The organism is Gardnerella sp. 26-12 (assembly GCF_001660745.1).
GTDB lineage: Bacteria > Actinomycetota > Actinomycetes > Actinomycetales > Bifidobacteriaceae > Bifidobacterium > Bifidobacterium swidsinskii.
In genome coordinates, this window is the sequence record NZ_LWSR01000040.1 from 1 (window position 1) to 5,328 (window position 5,328).

7 protein-coding genes are annotated in these 5,328 nt (G+C 36.9%); 4 read left to right on the forward strand and 3 right to left on the reverse strand.

All coding sequences use genetic code 11. The features are described 5' to 3' along the window. Window positions 1-555 precede the first annotated feature (555 nt). The gene (locus A5295_RS03110; protein WP_012913774.1) at window positions 556-1,296 is read left to right on the forward strand and encodes a response regulator transcription factor; all 741 of its coding nucleotides are present in this window, start codon (window positions 556-558) and stop codon (window positions 1,294-1,296) included. After that, window positions 1,290-2,507 (forward strand): histidine kinase dimerization/phosphoacceptor domain-containing protein, encoded by a 1,218-nt coding sequence (locus A5295_RS03115; RefSeq protein WP_064621676.1) that lies wholly within the window; start codon window positions 1,290-1,292, stop codon window positions 2,505-2,507. The genes A5295_RS03110 and A5295_RS03115 overlap by 7 nt, the downstream gene beginning before the upstream one ends. A gap of 38 nt (window positions 2,508-2,545) precedes the next feature. Here A5295_RS03115 and A5295_RS03120 read toward each other — a convergent pair whose 3' ends face one another. Then, on the reverse strand, window positions 2,546-2,806 hold the full coding sequence (locus A5295_RS03120) for a hypothetical protein (protein WP_012913776.1): 261 nt from the start codon (window positions 2,804-2,806) through the stop codon (window positions 2,546-2,548). A 189-nt stretch (window positions 2,807-2,995) separates the two neighbouring features. Continuing rightward, complete coding sequence (locus tag A5295_RS03125) at window positions 2,996-3,208, reverse strand: hypothetical protein (RefSeq protein WP_004109881.1); 213 nt, start codon at window positions 3,206-3,208, stop codon at window positions 2,996-2,998. 408 nt (window positions 3,209-3,616) lie between these two features. On the opposite strand from A5295_RS03125, the gene A5295_RS03130 reads away from it, so the two are divergent. After that, complete coding sequence (locus A5295_RS03130) at window positions 3,617-3,895, forward strand: type II toxin-antitoxin system RelE/ParE family toxin (RefSeq protein WP_004109878.1); 279 nt, start codon at window positions 3,617-3,619, stop codon at window positions 3,893-3,895. Beyond that, entirely contained in the window at window positions 3,889-4,176 is a 288-nt protein-coding gene (locus A5295_RS03135) for an addiction module antidote protein (RefSeq protein WP_004109873.1), read from the forward strand. Before A5295_RS03130 ends, A5295_RS03135 begins: the two co-directional genes overlap by 7 nt. A 212-nt stretch (window positions 4,177-4,388) precedes the next feature. Here A5295_RS03135 and A5295_RS03140 read toward each other — a convergent pair whose 3' ends face one another. Beyond that, window positions 4,389-4,982, reverse strand: coding sequence for a hypothetical protein (locus A5295_RS03140; protein ID WP_041160459.1), 594 nt, complete (start codon window positions 4,980-4,982; stop codon window positions 4,389-4,391). Window positions 4,983-5,328 lie beyond the last annotated feature (346 nt).

Below are 5,328 nucleotides of genomic sequence, written 5' to 3' on the forward strand. Positions count from 1 at the left end.
AGATGTGTATAAGAGACAGGATAATTACTAAGTATTTGCTTATTTTGTGATTCGACTTTTTTGCGTTTTTGCTCAAGAGTTGTTATGTAATCTTTGTTGTTTTCTATATTCTCAACATCACTACTTATGCTGTTAGCGCCTGCGCCGTTAAGATTAGATATATTATTTCCTATATACGCATTTTTTGCTTTAATAACGCTTTTGCGCAAGAAAAAATATGCATAAGAATACAATGCAACAGAAAGAAGTCCTAAAACAAGCCACAAAACGAAAAAGCCAAAGCTACGCATAAAAGCAGCTGTTGAGGCAAGTGCCATCGCAGCTACTTCTGCGGAGTGCAATACTACTAATCGTTTTGTCATATAATCCTGCTGCAATCAATATTGAAAATGAATTTTCAACGCAACTAAAAGCTGCATATTGTTACTTATTATAATCACATTTGACTTACATGCATTACTTGTAATCATTTATTACTACACGATTTGCCCTACTTTGCGCATGCTTATAAAGTAGAATATAAGAAAAGTAGCATAAGATTGCAAGAAAGCCATTATGCAAAAAACGTATGCAATAGTAGATAACGACCCACTAGTTTTAGCGGTTATGCGAAACGTGCTCAGCAAGCTTTTGCCAAGCGAGTACGTGTGCAAATGGTGCGTAAAATCAGGCGTGCAAGCTTTGAAATATTGCCAAGTAACAAAAACGACTCCGGATTATATTTTGATTGATATGTCAATGAAAGACATGTCTGGAGTAGAGGTAATACGCGCAATTCGCGAGAAAAACAATAACATTATTTTAATTGGTATGACTTCGTATGACTGTAGATCCTACGCTTCGTCAGTAGCGCAAGTTGGTGGGCAGGCAATGGTTGCTAAAGACAATTTCAAAGGACTAGCAGAAGCTTTGCAATATTGCGATAATCAGAAGGTGTATGGCTGCCGATGTGTTAGAGATGTTGCTTACGATTTTGCTACTCCGCAAGAATCTTTTATTAGGCTTTCTAAATCAAGGTCGCGTAGCGTTTTGCCGCCTCAAGAACTAAAAATCATGGATCTGCTCTCTAAAGGTTGCACAACAAATCAGATTGCGGCTCAACTTGGTCTTATGCCAAACACTATTAACACGCATATTCATAGGATTTACAAAAAATTGCATGTTTCTAACCGAGTGCAAGCAATATCCGCGTTTGCTGCAATGCAAAATCGTGAGCAAACTAGCAATCTGCAATATTTTAATAATTCGCTTCAGAATCATCCGAATCCTTCTCAAGAAACGGATAACGCATGTTAATGAAAACATTTTCGCGCGTTATTGAGTTGGTTAAAAGCTGGAAAATTCAGCGAACTTTATTCATAATATTGGCGATTCTTGTAGTGTCAATGGATGTGCAATCGTGCAATACAGCTGGGCTGTGGCATAACCCGCAGCAATCTGCGTGTCAATACGTTTGGATGTTTGCAATATTTCTTTTGATTGCTTTTCCGCGTCAAGTATCACTCGTAACTCCGATTTTGTATTGCGTAACGTTAGCAGTACCAGGTGTAAATGCAACTTGCGTGCTTTTTGCGCTGATTGCTAGCATGTTTGTTGCAGGCTTTTATGATTCGTGGAAGTATTTGCTTTGTGCGTACATAGTTTCGCTGAATATTATCTACTTTGCAAAAATTGCGTACATTTCGCTTACTTTTCCTTGTTTTATTCTTATTTCCATGATTTGTGGTTACGTTTTGCGCAAATATTTGAACATGTTGGAAGAAAATAATCGCGCAAAAATGGATATTGTACGAAGTAAGTTCCAGTCTTATATTGCGTCGGTTGCGTTGCAATTGCATGACGATGTGAACAATGAGATTACGGATATTACACTGCTTGCAACGGATGCTTTATATGCTAAGAACAATGAACATACAAAAGAATCGTTAGAGCAGATTATTGAACATTCGCGTAATGCACTTTCCAAAGCGAGACTTGTTATCAGCCTGCTTGAGCAAACTGAACAAAAGTATGATGATTCTTTAGATTCAAATATTGCTAGTACGCAGTTTGTTTATAGTTCTAATAGCAATGATTGCATGAATTTGGCTGATTTCTTATGCAATATTCGTGCGCGTTTACAGGCTGAACGGCAAATTTGTGAGCAGCTTGGGTACTATGGTTCTCTAACAGTGGTTGATAAAAGTTCGGGGAGTGGTGATTTTGCTGCATCTGCAACTGTTAGTACTGAAAAAGCTCAATGTGCTATTCGCATGTGCAGTGAGTTGCTTACTAATATTCGTAAGCATTGCAGTACTAGCGTTGACTTTTCTATGAACGTTACTGTTGATGAGCGAGAATGCAAAATAATGTGTATGAATTCGTTGTCGAATAAGTTTGGTGGAAGACTTGTTTTTGGCAAAGGACTACTATTCCACAAAAAATCCGTGGAACGTTTAGGTGGATCTTTAAACGCGCAAAAAGATGATGATGCATGGTTGGTCAATGTTGTTATTCCGCTAAACTAGTATCAATCAGACTCTCGCTTTATCGTGGTTAATTTACGCTACCTGTCCTCTTCAAGACCAGCAGTGAATTTTTCTGCTAAGATGTGAAAGCCTTCTAAATATTCTTCATAACCATCGGCAATAATCGCATCGTCATGAACTACAAACTTATTATTTTCTAACACTACATACTTGGTAAAGAATTGCTCAAGCTCTGCAGCCAATTTATCAAAATCTTCTTCAGAAAGATTATCGTCATCGTTACTAATATTTGCTGCAGCAGATGGATTCCAATTTTTTACTCCAAAATCTTGACTCATGACATTCCTTCTTCTTAATGTAATCTATGAATATTGCATATTAGCATCTTAGACAGTAACCGAAAAGTTACTGATAAATAAAAACAACCAAATAGGATTAAAATCTACCGTAATATAACTTAGAAAATATGAAATAGAAGATTAGCGAAGTGCTGTGTGCATTTCGCTAATCTTCATGAAATAAATTGTTCAATAACGATTATCAGGTATAAAGGCACGTGCAAAAGCAACAATAAGTGTAAAAACAAATGTTTCAATCCACCTATTTGGAGATGAAATGTAAGCAATTGTATTGCCACTAAATATTGCAAAAATTCCAAGCAAGCCAATAAATGTTAACGGCATATAAGTAGCTTCTCGTTTGATAAGTCGCTTAAAATAAGCCAAGATTTGCTTTTTCATAATGATTTACCTACCACTGGTTGCGACACATTGTCACTGTTGTAACTATTGCAGCTACTGTCTTTGCTAAGCACTTCACCGCATAACTCCTTTATTTAAAACGCTATTTTGCTGCGCAAATAAATTGTGCAATGGCTCTCAGTGTAATAAAAAATACTGTCATGTAATCAGCTGTAACTATTTTTAGCGACACAGTAAAATTGGCAATACTTGTAATTGTTATTTTTGGCTCAGTAGAAATTTTATGCTGCAAAAATCAACCCAAACACATACGTTATAGTGGCAGAAATTGCAAAATTAGCAAAAACTGTCACGATAACTGATATGATTGTTTACTTATATTGCAAAACTGTATCCTACAGGATAAAATACTTTTATGGAGATACTTAAAACAGATGAGTATCGCAATTGGATGAAAAACTTCGCGATACTCAATCTAAAGCTCGAATTAACGCGAGACTGAGATTATGCGAAATTGCAGGTAAGCCAGTAGGTGATTTACATCCAGTTTGCAATGGTATTAGTGAACTGCGTTTCACTTTTGGACCAGGGTATCGTGTGTATTTTGCACAAAAAGGCTTAAAACTAATGCTATTACTTGCTGGTGGAGATAAAAGTAGTCAAAGTAAAGATATTAAGCAAGCGAAGATACTTCTCGCACAATTAATTGAGGAGAAAAAATGGTAAATATAAGTAAATGGGATGCGAGTGAGTATCTTGAGGACGATGATGATGTTATTGCGTATCTCAATGCTGCAGCAGAACTTAACGATCCTCGTTTGTTGCAAGCTGCTATAGGCGATATTGCAAAAGCTCGAGGCATGAAAGAGATTGCTCAAAAAGCTGAGGTTGGAAGGGAAAGCCTTTACAAAAGCCTAAGACGAGATGGCAATCCTAGCTTTCAAACTATTGCGAAAGTTGTTCAAGCGTTAGGTGGACGCATTGCAATAGAACCAGCAAATGCGTGACATACCAAGTTATCGTGGCAGTTTTTGCTAATTTTGCAATTTTTGCCACGATAACTCGTATAGCATAGCGACTGTGCAATTAAAGTTATGCGATACAGTCGCGTAATCAGTTAAAAAATATTGCCTGTTCATCAACGATATTGATGAACAGGCAATATTTTCAAGACAACAAAATTTGGAAACTAATCTAAGTTATATTGCTAAATCGTTTACTATTTTGCTACGTCAAGAACTACTAAACGTTGTCCGCCATAAGTTCTGGCATCGAGACAAGTTTGAATAAAGTAAGCAGATTTAGGGAATTGCTCAACGTACTCTTTGAATACTTTTAGCAACTTATCCGAGCTTCCGCCACCCTCAAAGTCTTTATAATCCGCCACTTTGTAATCTTTGCCGTTTAATTTAACTGGCATGCCTTTTTGGAGTTTCTTTAATAAGATGCCTGAACTGTTCAAACGGTCTACAACCATATAATGGCCAGTGTTAACCTGGAACCAGTCGTCTTGAAGAGTCCAGTGATAGAAAGCATCTTTAACGTAAGCCAACTGATCAGGATAAGCGTCCCAAATAACGCGTTTAGTTTCACCTAGGGCTTCCAAAGTCCCTTCTTGTCCCTTTACAAAAGCTTCGGCGATTTTCTTTTTTGAGGCTTTTTTGATTGGTTTTGAATGTTTTTTGGTAGAATGACGGCTTATTTTTGTTGGTACTGGTTTGTTTGCTTCGGAGTTACCGCAGGCTGCTAGCCCCACTAGCGAGCTGAAGAGCACTACAACACAAAGTAATTTTTTATAAGTCATTTTCCCCATAAATGGATTTCTTTCTTCTTGTAGATGCGTCTAACGGATGTTAGTCATCTTTATAAACTTGAACTCCAACTTTAGTGCCTGCTCAGTTCAGTTCAAAAATCTTGGTTTGAACGTGAGTAGGAAGTGATAATCGCTGCCGATTTTTGCATAAACGAATCAACAAGACCAGTTCCTTTTCACATAGTGTACCATAAAGGCTGAGTGACCTGTGTTGCTTTCTGACTTTTTAGCTTTTTATATAGACTCTATTTAGCTGCAATAATTAACCTAACTAAATTAAAATTGGTTAACTAATTAAATTAATTAGTTAACCAATCAGTTAGTTATTCAGTTATTCAGCAAATCA